At 74.1% G+C, this 18,018-nt stretch carries 14 protein-coding genes; 7 read left to right on the top strand and 7 right to left on the bottom strand.

Annotated features, from left to right (window positions below; genetic code table 11):
- The first annotated feature begins 245 nt into the window (after window positions 1–245).
- The gene (locus ACH4F6_RS02400) at window positions 246–1,073 is read left to right on the top strand and encodes a hypothetical protein (protein ID WP_397957961.1); all 828 of its coding nucleotides are present in this window, start codon (window positions 246–248) and stop codon (window positions 1,071–1,073) included.
- Between the two features lie 59 nt (window positions 1,074–1,132).
- Window positions 1,133–1,846, top strand: a complete 714-nt coding sequence (locus tag ACH4F6_RS02395) for a peptidoglycan-binding protein (RefSeq protein ID WP_397957960.1) — start codon at window positions 1,133–1,135, stop codon at window positions 1,844–1,846.
- 10 nt (window positions 1,847–1,856) lie between these two features.
- Here the strand turns inward: ACH4F6_RS02395 and ACH4F6_RS02390 are convergent, their stop codons facing one another.
- From ACH4F6_RS02390 to ACH4F6_RS02370, 5 genes are all read right to left on the bottom strand, one after another.
- Entirely contained in the window at window positions 1,857–4,193 is a 2,337-nt protein-coding gene (locus ACH4F6_RS02390) for a SpoIIE family protein phosphatase (protein ID WP_397958207.1), read from the bottom strand.
- Between the two features lie 160 nt (window positions 4,194–4,353).
- Window positions 4,354–4,734 (bottom strand): hypothetical protein, encoded by a 381-nt coding sequence (locus ACH4F6_RS02385; RefSeq protein ID WP_397957959.1) that lies wholly within the window; start codon window positions 4,732–4,734, stop codon window positions 4,354–4,356.
- Between the two features lie 350 nt (window positions 4,735–5,084).
- The gene (locus ACH4F6_RS02380) at window positions 5,085–6,032 is read right to left on the bottom strand and encodes a MurR/RpiR family transcriptional regulator (protein ID WP_397957958.1); all 948 of its coding nucleotides are present in this window, start codon (window positions 6,030–6,032) and stop codon (window positions 5,085–5,087) included.
- Between the two features lie 298 nt (window positions 6,033–6,330).
- The gene (locus ACH4F6_RS02375; protein WP_397957957.1) at window positions 6,331–8,307 is read right to left on the bottom strand and encodes a phosphatase PAP2 family protein; all 1,977 of its coding nucleotides are present in this window, start codon (window positions 8,305–8,307) and stop codon (window positions 6,331–6,333) included.
- A 620-nt stretch (window positions 8,308–8,927) separates the two neighbouring features.
- The gene (locus ACH4F6_RS02370) at window positions 8,928–9,605 is read right to left on the bottom strand and encodes an ATPase (protein ID WP_397957956.1); all 678 of its coding nucleotides are present in this window, start codon (window positions 9,603–9,605) and stop codon (window positions 8,928–8,930) included.
- 262 nt (window positions 9,606–9,867) lie between these two features.
- On the opposite strand from ACH4F6_RS02370, the gene ACH4F6_RS02365 reads away from it, so the two are divergent.
- The 5 genes from ACH4F6_RS02365 (at window position 9,868) to ACH4F6_RS02345 (ending at window position 16,337) form a co-directional block, all read left to right on the top strand.
- Window positions 9,868–10,983: an ROK family transcriptional regulator gene (locus ACH4F6_RS02365; protein WP_397957955.1), complete on the top strand. Its 1,116-nt coding sequence runs from the start codon at window positions 9,868–9,870 to the stop codon at window positions 10,981–10,983.
- A gap of 275 nt (window positions 10,984–11,258) precedes the next feature.
- Window positions 11,259–12,590 carry an ABC transporter substrate-binding protein gene (locus ACH4F6_RS02360; protein WP_397957954.1) on the top strand — a complete coding sequence of 444 codons (1,332 nt, stop codon included), beginning with the start codon at window positions 11,259–11,261 and terminating at the stop codon, window positions 12,588–12,590.
- 44 nt (window positions 12,591–12,634) lie between these two features.
- Window positions 12,635–13,612, top strand: a complete 978-nt coding sequence (locus tag ACH4F6_RS02355; protein ID WP_397957953.1) for a carbohydrate ABC transporter permease — start codon at window positions 12,635–12,637, stop codon at window positions 13,610–13,612.
- Between the two features lie 14 nt (window positions 13,613–13,626).
- Window positions 13,627–14,505 (top strand): carbohydrate ABC transporter permease, encoded by an 879-nt coding sequence (locus ACH4F6_RS02350; RefSeq protein ID WP_397957952.1) that lies wholly within the window; start codon window positions 13,627–13,629, stop codon window positions 14,503–14,505.
- A 5-nt stretch (window positions 14,506–14,510) separates the two neighbouring features.
- Window positions 14,511–16,337 carry a hypothetical protein gene (locus ACH4F6_RS02345; protein ID WP_397957951.1) on the top strand — a complete coding sequence of 609 codons (1,827 nt, stop codon included), beginning with the start codon at window positions 14,511–14,513 and terminating at the stop codon, window positions 16,335–16,337.
- 435 nt (window positions 16,338–16,772) lie between these two features.
- Here ACH4F6_RS02345 and ACH4F6_RS02340 read toward each other — a convergent pair whose 3' ends face one another.
- Entirely contained in the window at window positions 16,773–17,369 is a 597-nt protein-coding gene (locus ACH4F6_RS02340) for a hypothetical protein (RefSeq protein WP_397957950.1), read from the bottom strand.
- Window positions 17,305–18,015 carry a nucleoside/nucleotide kinase family protein gene (locus ACH4F6_RS02335; protein ID WP_397957949.1) on the bottom strand — a complete coding sequence of 237 codons (711 nt, stop codon included), beginning with the start codon at window positions 18,013–18,015 and terminating at the stop codon, window positions 17,305–17,307. Before ACH4F6_RS02335 ends, ACH4F6_RS02340 begins: the two co-directional genes overlap by 65 nt.
- Window positions 18,016–18,018: the final 3 nt, after the last annotated feature.

Genomic DNA, 18,018 nt, shown 5'->3' with positions numbered 1-18,018 from the left:
GAGAAGAGGGACACGGTCCTGCCATCGTACGGCCCCGGCCGGGACGCGTGGTTCCACGCCCACGGCCGCCGCCGCGGGCCCGGGCCGCACGGGACCCGGTTCTCCGCGTACCGGCGCACCGTGGAGGCGGAACCCGCCGCGGGGCCCGCCCGCACGCCCGCGTACGCTGCCCGCACCGCCCGCACCGCACCGCACCGCACCGCACCGCCCGCACCGCCCGCACCGCCCGCACCGAGGAGCCCCGCATGCCCGCCGCCCGCCCCCGCCTCCTCTACGTCACCGACCTGGCGTACCAGGCCCGCGGCCGCCGCTACTGCGACGAGGACATCCTGCTCGGTTCCCGGCTGCGCGCCGACTTCGACCTCGCCCTGTGCCACCCCCGGGACGCGGCGGCGCTGATGGACGCCTTCGACGCCGTCGTCGTCCGCAACAGCGGCCCCGTCCTCGGCTACCAGGCGGAGTACGACGCCTTCCGCGAGCGGGCGCTGAGCGCCGGGACCCGCGTCTACAACCCGCTCACGGGCCGCGCCGACATGGCCGGCAAGCAGTACCTCCTCGACCTGAGCGCGGCCGGCTTCCCGGTCATCCCCACCGTGGACCGCCCCGAGGACCTGCACCGCCTGCCCCGGGCCGACCGGTACGTGGTCAAGCCGAAGCGGGGCGCCGACTCCGTGGGCCTGCGGATCGTGACGCCCGACGCCGTGCCGGCCCTGGCCGACGGAGCCACCCTGATCCAGCCCTGCGTCGACTTCGCCCACGAGATCTCCTTCTACTTCGTCGACCACGACTTCCAGTACGCCCTGTACGCCCCGCACCCCGACCGCCGCTGGCAGCTGGAGCCGTACGACGCCACCCCGCGCGACCTGGAGTTCGCCCGCCGCTTCATCGACTGGAACGGCCTCGCGCACGGCATCCAGCGCGTCGACGCCTGCCGCGCCCCCGGCGGGGAGCTGCTGCTGGTGGAGCTGGAGGACCTCAACCCCTACCTGTCCCTGGACGCCCTCGACGACGCCGGACGGGACGCCTTCGTCGCCGCGACGACCCGTTCCCTGCACCGCTTCCTCGCCGGCTGAACGCCGCCGCGCCCGCGCACGTACCCCTCCCCGGGAACACGGGACGGAGGGAGACCAGCGTGCCGACACCGGCCGAACCCGGAGAACCGCACGAGCGCCCGGTCCTGGAACCCGTCCGGGTGCTCAGGCCGCGCAACACCGACGCGCTCGCGGAGCTGTTCCGCGACACGGCGCAGGACGGCGGCCCCTACGAAGCCGTCCGCCTGCCGGACGCGACACCCGGCACCGGGGCCGGCGCGCCCGGTGCCGGCGCCGACACGCCCGGCGCCGAGGCGGACACCCGGGAACTCCCGCCGGTGGGCGCGCGGACGCCGCCGGGGCGACCGCGCAGGCCGCCCCGCGAGCACGGCGCCGGACCCCACCGCGCCGCCGTCGCCGCGGTCGCCGTCCTCACCGCGGCCCTGGCCGGCTTCGCCTGTGCCCTGCTGCTGCCGGGCCGTGACACCGGGGCGGCCGCCCGCACCCCGCCCGCCGCCGCCCCCGCACCGGCGACCACCGGGCCCGCCGCCACCACCGACCCCGACGGCGCCACCACCGACCCCGACGGCGCCGGAACCCTCCGCGAGGGCGACAGCGGGCCCGAGGTCGCCGATCTCCAGCAACGCCTGCGCCGCATCCCGGACGTCTACGACGACGGCCCCACCGACGGCCGCTACGGCACCGTCCTCACCGAGGCCGTGGCCCGCTTCCAGCTCTGGTACGGCATCCGCGGCGACGAGACCGGCGTCTACGGCGACGACACCCGGCGTGACCTGGAATCCCGCACCGGCTGACGCCGTGCGCCTACTCCGCCGCCCCGTCCCCGGGGACCCGGATGTCGAGCACGCACACGTCGTCCCGCCGCTCCGGCTCCAGCATCGCGTCGAGCAGCCGCTCCAGCGGCGCCGGCCCGGCCGCGGTGGCGGCGCGGGCGAGCCGTTCCAGACCGCGGTCGATGCTCTCCGGGGGCCGCTCGACCAGACCGTCGGTGTACAGCAGCAGCCGGTCGCCGGACCGGAGGCGGAACTCCGACTCCTCGTAGTGCGGGGCCTCGTGCGCGCCGAGGAGCATCCCGTGGGGCCGGGTGAGGTAGCGGGCCTCGCCGTCGCGCAGCAGCAGCGGCGGCGGGTGGCCCGCCTGGGCCCAGACCAGCCGCCGTTCGCGCGGGTCGTAGCGGGCCAGGACCATGGTGGCGCTGCCGTGCGAATCGCGGGAGTGCAGCAGCAGGGCGTTGAGCCGGGCCAGCGCCCCGGTGAGCGACGAACCCGTGATGATCATGCCCTTGGCGGTGAAGCGCAGCAGGGCCATCGCGGCGACGGCGTCCATGCCGTGCCCGGCGACGTCGCCCAGCACGAACAGGGCGTCGCCGTCGGGCAGTTCGATGGCGCTGAACCAGTCGCCGCCGACGTTGAGCCCCGACTGCGCGGGCACGTAGGCGATGTCGACGCGCAGTCCGGCCAGCCGGACCGGCTGCTTCGGCAGCGGCAGCAGCGCGTCCTGGAGACGGGCCGCCACCGTGCGTTCGGCCTGCAGCACGCCGTGCTGGGTGAGGATGGCCCGCTCGCTGGCGACGAGGGCGAGTTCGGCGCTGCGCTGCGCGGTCAGGTCCTGGACGAAGCCGTGCACCTCGACGGGGCTGCCCCGGTCGTCGGCGACGGCCTCGGCGACCGCCCGCAGGTGCCGGACGCCCCCGTGGGCCACGATCCGGAACGGCACGTCGCACGGCCGTCCGTCCCGGATCAGCTCCCCGACGGCGCGGGTCAGCACCGGCCTGTCCTCCGGCAGCGCCAGGCCGGGCAGCCGGGCGAGGGACACGGCGCCCAGTGCGGGGTCGCGGTCGAAGATGCTGAAGACCTGCGTGGACCAGCTCGCCTCACCGGTGACCAGGTTCCAGTTCGCCCAGCCCAGGTTGCCCAGGCGCTGCACGTCCGCGAGCCGCTGCTGCTGCCGGTCCGAGGGGTCGTGCCGGATCCAGCTGACGACCAGTCCGTCACCGAGCCGCGCGGCCCGGGCCGAGTAGGTGGACAGCTCGCTCACCCCGGCCACCACCTGCTGCCGGGCGAACGGCTCGCTCTCGTACGGCTGTCCGGAGGCGAGCGCGTTCAGGCAGCCCTGCCAGAGGGACTCCCCGGTCAGGTCGGGCCAGCACTCCGAGAAGCGCAGGCCCACCAGGTGACGGCCGCTGCGGCCGGCCGCGTCGTGGGTCGCGCCGGTCGCGGCGTCGACGCGGAAGTCCTCGACCGGGCCGGAGTCGGCGCGCAGCGGGGTGAGCAGGACGGCGGCGACCGGCAGCCGGTCGAACACCGTCTGCACGGCCTCCGACTCCGTCCCGACGAGGGGCTCCTGACGGAGGTCCAGCATGCGCAGCGGTCCGGCGCACAACCGGGCGGCGGCCAGCAGGTGGTGGCGCACCTCGGTGCCGAACGGGTCCGCGCGGCGGCGGAACACGCCGACGACGACACCGGTCCGCTCCCCGGCCGGCGCCGGCACCGGCAGCCACGCCCGGCTCGGCCACCGCCCGGGCGGGTTCCCGATCAGCAGGTACCGCTTCCGGTCCGCCTCGAGGTCCTCCAGCCAGCGCGCCTGCCCGGCGTCCAGGGCGTCCAGCGCGGCGATCCCGCTCAGCGGCGGCACCCGGCTCCACTGGCCGGCGAGCGTCTCGTCGATGCCGGCGTGGCCGACGAGCTCCAGGCCGCCGGCGGGCAGCCGCGCGAAGAGCAGCACGGCGTCGGCGCCGGTGTCCGGGGCCAGGTGGTCCAGCAGGCACCGGGCCAGGTCCTGCGGACCGCCGACCCGGGCGAGCGCCCGCCCCAGCCGGCCGAGGGCGGCCGCACCGGCCTCCGGCAGGGCCGGGAGCTCCTGCGCGACGGCGCCGGCGACCGAGCCCTCCGGGGGCGGCTCGAGGCCCGCGCCGGCGGGCGGACCCAGGCTGCCCAGGGTGATCCAGCACTCCTCCAGCAGCGTCCGCCGCGCCTGTTTCGACCGCCGCTGCAGCTCCTCCTGGGCGGCGTCCGGGGAGCATCCGGTCTGCGCCATCACGGCGCCCTTGGCGCGTTCCAGCACGGCCGAGGTGGCCGCCAGGTCCTGCAGCCGGTCCATCTCGGCGCGCTGGCGCGCCACGACCCGGGTCAGCGCGGCCATGTCGGGTACGACGCCGGACTCGGCGGGGCGGGCGGGTTCGCTCGTCACGCCACGAGCATGGCACACGGACGCGGGTCCGAGCGTGGTCTTGCGGGGACGCCGGTGGCCGGCGCGACGCCCGGCGCGACGCCCGGAGCGGGCACGGAACGGAGGACGGGGTTCAGCGACCGGTGGCGTTGTCCGCGAGGGCCTCGGTCACCGCGCGGACGCTGCGGGCGATGTGCTGGAGCTGCAGCACCTCGGCCGCGTACAGCTTGATCGTGTGCTCGATGACCGACTCGGGCATCCCGAGGCGGGGCAGGTCGGCGCGCGCGGTCTGCAGGGCGGTGCGGGCCACCCGGATCTCGTGCTGGACCTGGATCTGCGCGTGGCGGGCGAGCAGCACGGGATGACGCAGCAGCGCCGGGTAGCTCGCGTAGCGTGCGGGGACCAGTTCGCGCAGCCACTTGGCCGCGGAACGCTCCCAGTCGTAGGTGCCGGGAGTCTTGACCTGGCACGGCCAGTCCGGGCTGATGCGCGTCGTCGTCAGGGGCATGATCATCGCTTCCGGGTGTGCGGCGTCGTGACGGGTGGTCCGACGTTTCCCGGCGGCCCCGGCCCAGGGGATGACCGGGGCCGCCGTGGGCCCTCGCGCCGGCGAGGCCCCGGACGCCCGGGGCGCCGACGTGGGTAGGGGACGGCGGCTCCGGGTGTCCGTACTCGAGCCCTTGGCGGGCGGGTGCGGCCGTGAGCAGTATTTATATATACCGACTCCTTTGCAAGGCGTATGAAAACATTCATGCGCGAAATGCCGACAATGATCCGTCTGTGCTTTTTCGCTCGGGGGGTGGGTGGTGCGGCTGTGCGGTGGGGCAGGTGGGGGCAGTGGGCGGGGGTCGGGGATCGGCGGCGTCACTCCCGCAGGAAGAAGTGGTGCTGCTCGGCTATCTGCTCGTACTCCTCCAGACGCGCCTGGGTGCGCTCGGGGCCCGCGTCCGTCATGGCCTGCAGCAGCGCGGCGGCCATCACCCCGGGGGCGGCGTACGAGTCGAAGACCAGCCGGGAACCGGTGCCGGTGGCGAAGGTGACGTCGGCCTCGTCGGCCATCGGCCCCAGCGCCAGATCCGTCACCAGCGCCACCTTCAGGCCGGCGCTGCGCGCGACCCGGACGGCGGTGAGCGTCTCCTGCGCGTGCCGGGGCATCGAGAACGCCAGCACCCAGGTGCCGCCCGCCTCCCGGGACTGCAGCAGCGCGTCGTAGGCGACGCTGCCGCCCCGCGTCACCAGCCGTACGTCCGGATGGATCCGGCGGGCGGCGTAGGCGAAGTACTCGGCCAGCGAGGCCGAGATGCGCAGGCCCACGATGGTCAGCGGCGTCGACGCCGACAGCTGCCGGCCGACGTCGATGACCTGGTCCGGGTCGGCGAAGTCGCGCCGCAGGTTCTCCAGGTTCTCGATCTCCGCGTCGACCGCCGCCTGGAGCTCGTTGCTCCGGTCCACCTCGGCCGCCGCCGGCCCGCCGGTCCGGGTGCCGAGCGCGATCGACTGGAGCTTCTCGCGCAGCGCCGGGTAACCGCTGAAGCCCACGGCGGCCGCGAACCGGGTCACCGAGGGCTGGCTGACGCCGACGCGGTCGGCCAGGTCGGTGATCGACAGGAACGCCGCCTCCGTGAGGTGCTCGATCAGGTACTGGGCGATGCGCCGCTGCCCCGGGGACAGATGGGGCCCGTCGAAGAGGGCCCGCAGCCGGGAGGTCGCGGACACCTCCGCCTCCGGAGCGGTCTTGCCCGAGGTGATCGTGGTCGCCTGTGCGCGTGCCTGCTGAGGCGATGGCACCGGTCCTCCTCCTTTGTCTCCCACGAAGCTCAACATAGCTCACGGTCCGTTCACGGCCGGGGGCGTGAGGACGGATGGGGGGTGGGCTCCGGTGGGGTGGTGCGGGAGGCTCCGGTGGGGTGGTGCGGGTGGCTTCGGTGGTGGGTCGGTGCGGGTGGTTCCGGTGGTGGGGTGTGGTTCCGGCGGGTGGGGCGTGGTTCCGGCGGGTGGCGTGTGCGGCATTGTCAGGTGGTCGTGCGGGGCTTCGACAGGGGACGGGCGAGCCGGTGCGGGGCGGGCTCCTGGGCCCGCCGCGCACCGGCTTCCGCGTCCCGCCGCGGTGCTAGCGCTTCAGGAGCCGCACCGACAGGCCGTCCGCCGTGTACACCGGTACGGCCCGCAGCGTGTCCGAGCGCAGCTCGACACGGGCGAACCTGCCGCGCAGCGCCGGGGCGCCGATCACCCGGACGGTGCTCCCCGCCGCCGGCGGCCTCTCCTCGTCCAGGCGCAGCGACAGCACACTGCCCTCGCCCAGCACGACCCGTCGCGTCACCGTGAGGACCTCCTGGCGCCGGCCCCCGCGCAGCGTCGCCTCCAAGGCGCCGGCCTCCTGCGCGAACAGGCCGTGCACCTGGACCGGCTCCTCGATCCGGACGGCGCCGCCCAGCACGCGTACGTCACCGTGTCCCAGGGCGTGCGCGGAGGCGGAGACCAGCGTCCCGTCCTCCACGACCGTCCCGCCCGTGTACCGGTTGTGGCCGGTCAGCGTGAGCGTGCCCGTGCCCTTCTTGGTCAGCCCGCCCCGGCCGTCGATGTCGTTGCGCCACACGTCCGCCGCGTGGAAGCCGCCCGCCGACGCGTCCAGAACCACCGTCACGTCCGAGTCGAAGGAGCCGTAACCGTCCGCCGCCGCGAACAGGTTGAGGCGGCCCCACTGCTCGAAGCCGTCCAGCAGGACGTACCCGGCCGGCAGCGCGGTCGTGCGCAGCACCTCGCGGCGCTGGGCCGCGTCCAGGTACGGCAGCCGCGTCTCCAGCAGCACCTCCGCGCCCTTCGGCACGGTCAGCGGCCTGTCACGGCCCTCCCGCGTGAGCACGTAGGTGAGACGCGGCTCGACCGCGCGGGCGTTGGCGCGCCGGTCGGCGTACCGGTCCCGCGCGTCGGAGTGGGCGTACGCGAACAAGCCGTCGGGCGTCGTGCCCGTCCGGTCCGTGAAGTACGCCAGGGCCTGCGCTCGCGCCGCCCCCTTCAGCTCGGCGTTGGCGGGGTCGGCCAGCGCCGCCGCCGCGAGGGCGGTGGCCATGACGCGGCCGCCCACGACGTCCACGGTGGAGTGCATGCCGGAGACGATCCGGGTGTGGCTCAGCTCGAACGCCCGGGTCACCAGCTCCTGGAACCGCTCCGGCACCGCGTACGCGAACGCCAGGGCCGCCAGGTGGAAGGCGTTCGTGTGCCCGCTGGGGAAGCCGCCGTCGTCCGCCGGGGAGGTGCTGCGCTGGCGCAGCAGTTGCGTGACGACGACCACCTCCGAGTCGTACACCGGGTAGCCGAGCGCGTCGGTCCTCCCGGTGTCGACGACCTCGCTGTCCTCGTTCATCCGCCACGGACGCGGATACTGGAAGGCGTACTTGCCGGGGTTGCCGGAGGCGAACGGGCCGCGCACGGTGTCGACCAGCTCGGCGACCCGCCCGAGGTCCGAGGCGTACGAGCCCGCGCCGACCGCGGAGCCGGCCGGGGCGCCGGCGGGCACGGCATCGCTGATCGTGGTCGGGGGCGTCGTGTCGGGGGCGGAGGTGATCGACGTGACCGCCTTGGCGCCCGCCTTGTAGAGGTCGGCGAGCGGGCCCAGGGCGGCGATCATCGCGTAGCTCTGGTGCTGGCGGTCGTGGACGAACGCCTCCCTGGCCTGCGCCTCGGTGCGGGCGGAGGTGACGCGGGCGCAGTAGCGCATGTTGGCGCGCAGCACCTCGGGGCGCAGCGGGGTGCCGGTGTCCCAGGCGGAGCCGGTCTTCCAGACCTCGGCCATGCCGCCGAGGACGCGCACCACGGCGTTGGTCTCGGGCGTGAGGTTCGTCAGGACGTTCGTCCGGTAGTCGTCGACGAACGCGGCGGCGGTCGTCGCGGTCGTCGCGGTCGTCGTGGTCGTCGTGGTCGTCGCTGCCTTGGCGTCGGTTGCGCCCAGCCAGGAGACGAGGGTCGGGGCGGCCACCAGTGCGGCGGAGCCGCCCAGGGAGGTCCTGAGGAAGCCCCTTCTGTTCACGCTCGCGTTCGCGTTCGCTTTCGCGGCCGAGGGGGTGGGGTGGCCGGCGGGTGACGGCATGGGTGTGCCTCTCTTGAGTTCTTCTGGGTCTTCGGCCGTGTGGCCGGGAGTGGGGGAGGGGAGAGGGGAGGGGGAGAGGGGAGGGGAGGGGGAGAGGGGAGGGGGACGAGCGAAGATCTACGGGCGGGTGGTGTCCCGTTGGGCAGGGGGCGGCGACCTTGGGGTGTCCTGCGGGTGAACGGGGTGTCGCGGCTGTGGTCGGGGGGCCGTCACGCTTGCGGGTGGGTGCCTGCGGGTGGGGGGTGGGTCGGGGTCGGGGGGGGGGGGGGGGGGCCCCCCCCCGGGGGGGGGGCGTGGCGGTGCGGCGAGCCCGTCGCGCGTTGGGCGTACTGCTGCTTGCTGCCACGGTCGGCGGTGGCTGTGACGAGCTGAGCGACGGGCTCCAGCCGCACCGCCACGACCCGCTCCCGCCGTCTCGCGGGTGCGGCGGCGTGGTGGTTGCGCCGTGTCGGCCGGTCCGCTCCCGTCGTCCCGCGGGTGCGGGTGCGGGTGCGGGTGCGTGGTGCGTGGTGGCTGCGCCGTGTCGGCCGGTCCGCTTCTGTTGTCTTGCGGGTGCGGCGGCGTTTTGGCTGCGGCGCGTCGTCCGGGCTGCTCCCGCCGTCTCTTGGGTGCGGGGGGCTTCACCGCAGGGTCCTGGCCAGGGTGACCGCGCCTGTGACCGGTGGGATCCGGAGGGGGTGGGGGCGGGAACCGGGGGCCGTGTCGGTCAGGGCGGTGGTGAAGGCCTCGTACGGGGTGGATTGGGCGAGGAGCGTGCCGCCCGCCACCACCACGTCGTCGACCTCGGCCCCGCGGGCGGCCAGTCGGGTGATGAGCGCGGCCGGTGCCCGGCCGGCCCGGGTGATCACGGTCCGGGCGAGCGGGGAGCCCTCGGCGGCGGTGAAGACGACGGGGGCGTGCCGGCCCCCCTCCGCGGAGAGGTCCGAGACCCGCTCCAGGGCCGCGCCGATGGCCGGCACCTCGACGACGCCCAGCGCAGCGACGAGTCCGCGGGCGAGGACGTCGGGGGCGTCGCCGCGGTCGTGCGCCGCCCACACCGCTCTCGCCGCCTCCCGGACCAGGCCGGCGGCGGGCAGGAGGAGTTCGGCGTCGCCCACGACCCGCGCGGGCGCGTCGAAGTGCAGTCGGAGCGCGGTGCTGATCTGCGCGCACTGGCGCGGGGTCTCGCAGCCGTGGCCGCCGACGGCCACGGCGGACGGGCGCGCGCCCGCCGGAAGCGCCTCGGCGACGACGACGCCCCCCGCGAGCGCGCGGAGGTGCGTCTTCGTGCCGACCACGAGAGAGCAAGGGTCCTGCACGGAGCCTCTTTCGTCGGTGCACTGGGCTGCGACGGCGGGCGAACCGTGCCTGGGGGAACGGGAGTCGGAGGTCAGGGAAGCCCCGGGACGGGCTTCTGGCGGAGCACGGCAGGCGAGTACCGTGAGGTTCGTTAGGAAGTTAACTAACGAAGTACAGTGCGTCAAGAGTTCACGCGCCCGGGCTGGGACGCGTGACCGTGCATCCCGCCGCCGCGATCCGCGAGCGGCCCGTGACCTGAGTGGGGCAAGCGTGGAACACGATGTGGCAAGAGCCCCCCGCCTGACCGAGAGCGCGAGCGCGGTGTTCGCCGTGCTGGCCGGGGCGGGCAGCGCGACCCGGCCGCAGCTCGCGAGCCTGGCGGGCCTGTCCAAACCGACGGTGTCCTCCGCCGTCGCGGAACTGGAGGGCGCCGGGCTCGCCGCCCACTCCGGCACCGCCTCCAGCGGCACGGGACGCAACGCCGCCGTCTACCGGCTCGGGCCGGCCGCCGGAGCGGTCGTCGCCGTCGACCTCGGCCCCGCCCTCACCCGGGTCCGCGGCTGCGCCCTGGACGGCACCCTGCTCGCCGAGACCACCGGGTCCCGGAAGGGCGCCGCCGACGCCGTGCGCGAGGCGCTGCGCGCGCTGCCCGGCGGTGTCCCGCTGCGCTCCATCGTGGTCGCCGTCGGTGACGTGGCGGCCCGCGTGCGGCCCGCGACCGCCAAGGCGGGGCCCGTCTTCGACGCCATGGCCGTCGCCCTGCCGGCCGGGGTGCCGGTCCACCTCGAGAACAACGTCAACTGCGCCGCGCTCGCGGAGCTGCACGAGGGGGCCGCCCGGGGGCGCCACAGCTTCGGCTACCTGCGGATCGGCGTCGGCATCGGCCTCGGGATCGTCGTCGGCGGCCAGGTGCTGCGGGGGGCGAACGGCGCCGCCGGGGAGCTGGCCCGGCTGCCCTACCCCTGGGACGACGGCCGTGAGCCGCGCCGGGAGGCCCTGGAGGAGTACATCGGCGCCCGTTCGCTCCTGCGCCGGGCCAGGGAGGCCTGGGGAGCGGCGGACGGCCCCTGCCCCCGCACCACCGAGCGGCTCTTCGCCCTCTCCGGCCAGGGCCGGGCCGCGGCCCGCGCCGTCGTCGGCCGGCACGCCGTGGACGTGGGCCGCCTCGCCGCCGCCGTGGCCGCCGTGCTGGACCCGGGCCTGATCGTGCTGGGCGGCAGCACCGGCGCGGACCCCCAGCTCCTGCCGGGCGTGCGGGCGGAGCTGGCCCGGCTGAGCTGGCCCACCGAGGTGGTCAGCAGCACGGTCGGCGACACCGGCACCGTCGCCGGCGCCGCGCGGCTCGCGGTCGCCCGGGGAGTCCAAACCGTGACCGAGGCCGCGCGGTCCGAGGATTGACGGCCTCCGACTCGGTCTGCCAATGTCCGGACAAGCGCTTTCTAAGCCGGTCGGGACACCGGCTCGGGGTGAGCGTCCCGCCTGTGCGCCACGACGCACGGCAGCCGCGCGAGGGCGTGCTCGCGCGGCGACGGCCCAGGGGGCCGGGGAACGCACCCGCGGCAGCGGCGCGGCCGGGCGAGGCCGTGCCGGGCGGAGAGCGCCCTTCCCCGCACCATGCACCCGTGCCGCGGCGACCGGCCCGGAAATCCGTCACGCACCTCAGGGAGGACCCGGTGGGTCACCGGATCTCACGCAGAACCCTCTTCCGCACGGCCGGCGGACTCGCCGCCGCCGGCGCGCTCGGCAGTGCGCTCACCGCGTGCTCCGGCGGTACCGGCGCCGGCAGCACCAACAGCAAGCTGACCATGATCTGGTGGGGCAGCGACGAGCGCCACGCGGCTTACAAGAAAGCGCTCGCCACCTTCCGGAAGGACCACCCCGAGGTCGAGATCCAGCAGACCTACCAGGGGTACGACGGGTACTTCGACAAGTTCAACACCAACGTCGCCGGCGGCAGCGCCCCCGACCTGATGCAGATGGACACCGCGCTGGTCGCCCAGTACGCCCGCAAGAGCGTCCTCGCCCCGCTCGACTCCTACGTCGGCAAGGGCCTCGACCTCACCGGCTTCTCCAAGACGCTCCTGGCGAACGGCACGGTCGACGGCAAGCTCTACGGCGTTCCCTCCGGCATCGGCGTCAACCAGCTCACCGTCAACCGCAGCGGCCTGGAGGACCTGGGCCTGAAGCTGCCGGACCGCGAGTGGACCTGGACCGACCTGAAGAAGATCGCCCAGGACGTGTACAAGAAGAGCGGCGGCAAGATCCACGGCGTCGACGACGGCGGCGGCTCCACCCTCCAGTGCTTCGAGATCTTCGCCCGCGAGAAGGGGCAGAGCTTCTTCTCCGAGGACGGCAAGAAGCTCGGCTTCACCTCCGACACCCTCCAGGAGTGGTGGGAGTACTGGGCCGAGATGCGCAAGACCAACGCCTCCGGCCCGCCGGCGGTCACCTCGGCCGCGCACAACGACCTCACCAAGAACGCGGTCGTCATCGGCAAGGCCCTGTTCACCTTCGACTCCGGCGTCTACGGCGCGGGCGGCTCGATCACCGACGCGCAGCTGGACTTCCTGCCGACCCCGCAGGGCGACTGGTCCGGCGCCCGCGAGGGCAACTTCGTCAACGGCGGCGTGCTGCTGAGCGCCACGAAGAAGAGCAAGCGGGTCGCCGACTCGGTAAAGATCATGTCGTTCTTCGCGCAGAACGAGACCGCGATCAGGGACATGCAGCTGCTGCGCGGCATCCCGCCGACGGAGAAGGCCCGCACCCTGATCGCCTCCGGCCTGTCCGAGACGGACAAGCTCAACATGGCGAACGCCGACTACATCTCCCAGCGCGTCGCGAAGGCCACCGACGCGCTGCCCAACCCGGTGCCCCCGCCGCAGGGCGCCGACCAGATCTGGGACCTGCTGTTCCAGTCGAACCTCGCCGTCGCCTTCGGCAAGAAGTCCATCAAGGCGCAGCTCGGCGAGTTCTTCGACCAGGCGGCAGGGATTCTGTCCGCGTAGCGGCGGCGTAGGCACGAGCACCGGGGAGAGCCAGGGAGATGAGCATGACCACCGCGAAGACCGGCGAGGCCGCGAAGGAGCAGCCGGCTCCGGCGACCCCGCCCGACCGGCGGGAGCGCGACCGCATGCGCCGCCGCCTCGCCCGGCGGCGGGGCGGGGGATGGTGGCCGTACCTCTTCCTGGCCCCCTGGTTCGCCGGCCTGTTCGGGCTGACGATCTACCCGATGCTCGACTCGCTGTACCTGTCGTTCACGGACTTCGACCTGCTCACCCCGGCGCAGTGGGTCGGCACCGAGAACTACGAGCGGATGTTCGACGACGACCCGGTCTTCTGGGACACGGTGCACGCCACGCTCCTGTACGTCGTCGTCTCCGTCCCGCTGAAGCTCGCCCTCGCCCTCGGCGTGGCGATGCTCCTCAACCGGGACCTCAAGGGCATCGGCCTGTACCGGGCCGCCTTCTACCTGCCCTCGCTGCTCGGCGGGGCCGTGGCCGTCGCCATCGTCTGGCGCCGGCTCTTCGGCGGCGACGGCCTGTTCAACGACTTCCTCGGCTGGTTCGGCATCGAGGGCCAGGACTGGATCTCCAGCCCCGACACCGCGCTGTACACCCTGATCCTGCTGGCCGTGTGGCAGTTCGGCACCCCGATGGTGATCTTCCTGGCCGGCCTGAAGCAACTGCCGAAGGACGTCTACGAGGCGGCCGCGATCGACGGCGCCACCCCCGTCACCCGCTTCTTCAGGATCACCCTGCCGCTGCTGACCCCGATCGTCTTCTTCAACGTCGTCCTGCAGATCATCGACGCGTTCAAGACGTTCACCCCCGCCTACGTGATCAGCAACGGATCCGGCGGACCGCTCAACTCGACGATGCTCTACTCCCTGTACCTGTACAAGAAGGGCTTCACCGACCTTCAGATGGGGTACGCCTCGGCGCTGGCCTGGGTGCTGTTCCTGGTCATCGCGGGCTTCACGGCGGTCAACTTCGTCGCCGGCCGCTACTGGGTCCACTACGACGACTGATCGAGGGAACTTCGATGTCCGCCACCACCCCGAACGCGTCGCCGCTGCGCAGGCTCCGCTCGGCGACCGGCACCCGCCGGATCTTCCTCCACACCGTCCTCATCGGCGTGGCGATCGTCATGCTGTACCCGCTGCTGTGGATGCTCAGCAGCTCCCTGAAGCCCGACACCGAGATCTTCACCCACCCCGGACTGATCCCGGACGAGCTGAACCCGCGGAACTACGCGGACGGCTGGAGCGGCTCGGGCAACTCCTTCTCGCTCTACCTCACCAACTCGCTGATCGTCACGATCGGCGCGGTGATCGGCAACGTGATCTCCTGCTCGCTGGCCGCCTACGCCTTCGCGCGCCTCGAGTTCCGCGGCAAGAAGATCTGGTTCGGCCTGATGCTCGGCACGCTGATGCTGCCCACCCAGGCGGTGCTGATCCCGCAGTACACGATCTTCTACAACCTGACCTGGATCAACACCTACCTGCCGCTGATCGTGCCGAAGTTCCTCGCGGTGGACGCCTTCTTCATCTTCCTGATGGTCCAGTTCATCCGCTCCATCCCGCGCGAACTGGACCAGGCGGCCATGATGGACGGCGCCAACCCCTGGCAGATCTACTGGAAGATCATCCTGCCGCTGATGAAGCCGGCCCTGATCACCACCACGATCTTCACCTTCATCTGGACCTACGACGACTTCCTCCACCAGCTCGTCTACCTCCAGCAGAACGACAAGTTCACCGTCCCCCTCGGCCTGACCCTGTTCATGGACCAGACCAGCGGCTCCTCCTACGGCGCGATGTTCGCCATGTCGACGATCGCCCTCGCGCCCACCCTGATCTGCTTCCTGATCTTCCAGAAGCGCCTGGTCGAGGGCATGGCGACCTCCGGCATGAAGGGCTGACCCGGGTGCACCTCCTCCACCAGCGCGGCCCGCTGCACGACCTGCCGGACACCCCGGAGGCCTACGACGCCGTCCTCGCCGACGTCACCGGGCAGGCCCTGGCCCGCCTCACGCCGGACGGCAGCCTCGAACACCCCGACTGCACCGACGACATCGGCGACACCTCCCTGGGCGTCACCTCGCTGCTGGCCCTGGCCTGGCAGCGCACCGGCGACCCGCGCCTGCCGGCGGCCGTCCGCCGCAGCCTCGCCTTCCACCTGCGCGAACGCGTCTACCGGGAGGACAACCCCGGCTACCCCAACCTCAGGGTGCGCGACTCGGGCCTGCCGTACGCCCGTTACGTCCTGGAGGCCGGCGCGCACCCCATCGGCGACTGGCCGAGCACGGTGTGGGCGCTGCTGCAGGCCGTCGACCTCCTCGACACGGCCGACGGCCTGGTCGACGAGGAGCAGCGCGCGGAACTGCTGGAGGTGGCGCGCGGCTACTGGCGCTGGCTCACCGAGGCCACCTTCTTCAACCCGCAGGAGGCCGGCAACCAGGCCCTCGGCTGTGTGGTGGGCGGTCTGATGCTGGCCCGCCACCTTCCGCCGCGGGACGCGGAACCGGTCCGCGCCCGGGCGCTGGCCCTCTACACCGAGGAGATCCGCGCCCGCCGCGTCCGCGACCGCGGAGCCCTCCTGCCCCCCGAGCACGGCGGCGCCTACGACAACAACTACGGCCCGATCTCCCTGTCGTTCCTCGCCCAGGCCCACCGGGTCAGCGGCGAGGAGGTCTTCGCGCAGGACGGCGACGCCCTCGCCCGGTACATCGACGCCCGGCTGACGGGCGGCGGCTTCGACAACGGCGGGCCCCGCTACAGCGAACAGCACTCCGGCTTCGAATCGGTCCTGGGACTGCGCTACTTCAGCCGGCGCATCGGCTCCGACCTCGGCCGCTACCGCGGCGACACCCGGTGGGGCCGGTACGCCGTCAAGGCCGACGGCGGGGTCGACGGCCACTTCGCGTGGATGCTGGTGTGGCAGATCCAGGACACCACCCGCTGGCAGCGCACGCCCTCCCCGTCCTTCCGGCGCCACCAACTGCGCGCGGGCGCCGTGTCGGTGGCCTTCGACGACCGGATGACCCCGGCGCTGGTCGAGGCGGGCGGCACCTACTACCTGCCGGCCGCCGTCGGCCGCCAGCACGGCTTCGGACCGGTCGCCGACGGCTTCCTGCTGTGCCGGCCCATGGGCGCGGTCCGGGTCCGCGACGTCCGCGCCGACGGCCTGACCGCCAAGCTGGTCACCAAGCCGGTCGTCGGACGCGACCACGTCCTGCGGCACGTGCGCTCCCTGTACGTCACCGACGGCACGAGCCTGTGGACGACGGTGGCCGTCGAGCGCCTCGACGGCACGCCGTACCTGCTGGCCGGCCTGCCGTACGCCGAGGACGACGGCGACCGGGTGCGGCGCACCGCCCGGGGAGCGGTCGTCTCCGCCGGAACCCTGCGGCTGACCCACCCCGACGCGCAGGGACCGGACCACTTCGACGCCCGCGCCGAGGTCACCCAGGAACAGGCCGCCTTCGTCCTCGCCGCCGACCCGCGCGGCTACGGCGACCCCGACGAGGGCTGGAAGCACCTGGTCAGCTCCACGGCCCTGGAGGCCGGCCCGGTCCCGGACGCCCCGGACGACCTGCACGTGTTCGCGGTGCGGTACGGCTCGCGGGAGCCGCTCACGGTGTCCGTCGGGCACGGCGAGGAGGGGCTGACCGTACGGACGGCCGCCTTCACCGCCGTGCTCGGTGACGACGACGCGCACGGCGAGCCGCGGCTGACGCTGCGCGGGGCCTGACCCCGGCCGGCCCGCCGTCGGGGGCCGGCCGTCGAGGGGCATCCGCGGGGTGCCGCGCACCGCGTGCGCGGGCAGCCGGGCCCCGTCCAGGACGGCGGGGGAGAGGGACAGCCCGGACCGCCGCTCGACGACTCCGAGACCGCGACGGCGACCGGTCCGGAAGTCCTCGTCCTCCGGCGGGAGGTACGTCTTCCCGTCGGGGGCGGACCGGTACTCCGTGACCCCGAGCCGCCGCACCTCGGCGTCCGTGACCGGTCCCGCCGCCCCGTCCGGGGCGCCTCCCCTGCGTACGGCCGGCTCCCGCGGCGAGACGCCGCGCGCGAACACGACGCTGGACATCCAGCCCTCGAGGCCGGCCGGCCACACGATTCCGTCCGTCATGGCGAGGACGCCGACCGAGCCCGCCGGCAACGGGGTCGCGCGGGTGGGCCGGGCTCAGACGGGCAGCCCGAGCAGGCCCCAGCCGCGCCGTGCCGCCCCGTCGACGACCACGGCCCATTCGCGCAGCAGCACCGCGAAGGCGTCGAAGTCCGCGATCCAGCCACCGGGGCGCGCCGCGTGCCGGTCGTACTCCTCGTGGAGGCCCTCGAGCAGGGGCGCGGCGCGGGCCCAGTGGGCGGCGACGCCGGGCACGAGGGAGGGCGGACAGGCGAGCAGCAGGTTCGGCGTCCAGGGCGTGGCGTCCGACGGGAACAGCCCCGCCTCCGGAGGGTCGCTTCCTTCGCCGAGCAGGTGGAGGAGGAAGCCGTCCAGGGACTCCCGCAGCGCGGGTTCGGCGAACTCCCGTGCGGTGTCCCAGCCTTCCGCCGCCCAGAAGTGCGGTTTGTAGGAGCCGGTGGTGCTGTGGAACGCGTAGCGGCCGCTCCACGGCACCTTCGGCGAGGCGGGGAGCACCCAGCCCGTACCGGGTTCCGCGTACGGGTCGGCGTCCTCCGGGCAGGCCGCCTCGTACAGCAGGTCCTGCCGCTCAGCCGCCGGAGTCCGTTCCAACTCCGCCCAGTCCAAGCCCAGTACGGTGATGTCCAGCCCCATGCGGCCACCCTACGACCTCCCGGACCACCAGGTCGGCGCGCTCGCGCGTCGTCGCGACCAGGTCGGCGTTGCGCTGGTCCGTGCCCAGCACCCAGGCCACCGCCTCCTCGTGCCCCTTGCCGAACTCCTCGTGCCGGGAGACCAGCCGGCGGATCCGCTCGGCCTCGTCGGTCTCGCAGAACCAGACCTCGTCCAGCGCGGCCCGCACCCGCGCCCACGCGCCCGTGCCGAGGAGCAGGTAGTTGCCCTCCGTGACGACCAGCCGGGCCGTCGGCGGCACGGGGACGGCGCCCGCGAGCGGCTGCTCCAGGACCCGTTCGAAGCCGGGCGCGTACACGATGTCCTCGCCGTCCGTCCCCTCCCGCAGCCGGCGCAGCAGGGCCGCGTACCCGGCCGCGTCGAAGGTGTCGGGCGCGCCCTTGCGGTCGCGGCGGCCGAGCCGGTCGAGCTCGGCGTCGGCGAGGTGGAAGCCGTCCATCGGGACGTGCGCCGCCCAGGGGTCGTCGGCGCCGTTCAGTTCCCGCACGAGGTGCTCGGCGAGGGTCGTCTTGCCGGAACCGGGGCCGCCGGCGATGCCGAGGAGCGCGCGCCGGCCGTCCGCGACGAGGGAACGCGCACGCCGGAGCAGGTCGTCGAAGGTGAGCACACG

Origin of the sequence: Streptomyces sp. NPDC017936 (assembly GCF_044328485.1) — a bacterium.
In the GTDB taxonomy this organism is placed as follows: domain Bacteria; phylum Actinomycetota; class Actinomycetes; order Streptomycetales; family Streptomycetaceae; genus Streptomyces.
The sequence above is the reverse complement of the archived record's forward strand: the minus strand, read 5'-3'. Positions and strand labels throughout refer to the sequence as shown.

Bases quoted from the DNA above. Each gene is read 5' to 3' on its own strand.
- ACH4F6_RS02400 (WP_397957961.1), top strand. From the start codon at position 246: ATGCCCGCCGCCCGCCCCCGCCTCCTCTACGTCACCGACCTGGCGTAC.
- ACH4F6_RS02390 (WP_397958207.1), bottom strand. From the start codon at position 4,193: ATGGCCGCGCTGACCCGGGTCGTGGCGCGCCAGCGCGCCGAGATGGAC.
- ACH4F6_RS02385 (WP_397957959.1), bottom strand. From the start codon at position 4,734: ATGATCATGCCCCTGACGACGACGCGCATCAGCCCGGACTGGCCGTGC.
- ACH4F6_RS02375 (WP_397957957.1), bottom strand. From the start codon at position 8,307: ATGCCGTCACCCGCCGGCCACCCCACCCCCTCGGCCGCGAAAGCGAAC.
- ACH4F6_RS02355 (WP_397957953.1), top strand. From the start codon at position 12,635: ATGACCACCGCGAAGACCGGCGAGGCCGCGAAGGAGCAGCCGGCTCCG.
- ACH4F6_RS02350 (WP_397957952.1), top strand. From the start codon at position 13,627: ATGTCCGCCACCACCCCGAACGCGTCGCCGCTGCGCAGGCTCCGCTCG.
- ACH4F6_RS02340 (WP_397957950.1), bottom strand. From the start codon at position 17,369: ATGGGGCTGGACATCACCGTACTGGGCTTGGACTGGGCGGAGTTGGAA.